6 tRNA genes are annotated in these 713 nt (G+C 49.1%); all 6 read left to right on the top strand.

The features are described 5' to 3' along the window. Window positions 1–25: 25 nt before the first annotated feature. The 6 genes from AZF08_RS24920 (at window position 26) to AZF08_RS24895 (ending at window position 604) form a co-directional block, all read left to right on the top strand. Window positions 26–98 (top strand) — tRNA-Lys (locus tag AZF08_RS24920). Window positions 99–111: 13 nt separating this feature from the next. Continuing rightward, window positions 112–192: transfer RNA gene (locus AZF08_RS24915), tRNA-Leu, on the top strand. A gap of 4 nt (window positions 193–196) precedes the next feature. Next, window positions 197–282 (top strand) — tRNA-Leu (locus AZF08_RS24910). Between the two features lie 93 nt (window positions 283–375). Next, window positions 376–452: transfer RNA gene (locus AZF08_RS24905), tRNA-Arg, on the top strand. Window positions 453–455: 3 nt separating this feature from the next. Next, window positions 456–532 (top strand) — tRNA-Pro (locus tag AZF08_RS24900). Window position 533: 1 nt separating this feature from the next. Continuing rightward, window positions 534–604 (top strand) — tRNA-Gly (locus AZF08_RS24895). Window positions 605–713: the final 109 nt, after the last annotated feature.

Genomic DNA, 713 nt, shown 5'->3' with positions numbered 1-713 from the left:
GAATCCAGCTAGCCCAGCCATTTACGAGCCATTAGCTCAGTTGGTAGAGCATCTGACTTTTAATCAGAGGGTCGAAGGTTCGAATCCTTCATGGCTCACTTTTTTATTTCCGCGGGTGTGGCGGAATTGGCAGACGCACCAGACTTAGGATCTGGCGCCTTTGGCGTGGGGGTTCGACTCCCTTCACCCGCATGATGCGGTCGTGGCGGAATGGCAGACGCGCTAGGTTGAGGGCCTAGTGGGGGAAACCCCGTGGAGGTTCAAATCCTCTCGGCCGCACCAAAGAAAAAATAAAAAAGTTCTTGCATTTAAAAATGCAGTGTGATAAGATAATTGAGTCGCTGAAATGAGGCGGAGATAAAACATCATGAATAAGCGCCCGTAGCTCAATTGGATAGAGCGTTTGACTACGGATCAAGAGGTTAGGGGTTCGACTCCTCTCGGGCGCGCCATAACGGGAAGTGGCTCAGCTTGGTAGAGCACCTGGTTTGGGACCAGGGGGTCGCAGGTTCAAATCCTGTCTTCCCGACCACGCGGGTGTAGTTTAGTGGTAAAACAAGAGCCTTCCAAGCTCTGGTCGAGAGTTCGATTCTCTTCACCCGCTTTTAGTTCTTTGAAAACTGAACGAAACAAACAACGTGCAACGTCAATTTTTATTTTTTATGATGCTAGACAAACTAACTTTATTGGAGAGTTTGATCCTGGCTCAGGAT

Origin of the sequence: Bacillus gaemokensis, assembly GCF_001590835.1 — a bacterium.
GTDB classification, from domain to species: domain Bacteria; phylum Bacillota; class Bacilli; order Bacillales; family Bacillaceae_G; genus Bacillus_A; species Bacillus_A gaemokensis.
This window is presented reverse-complemented; position numbering and strand designations above follow the sequence as displayed.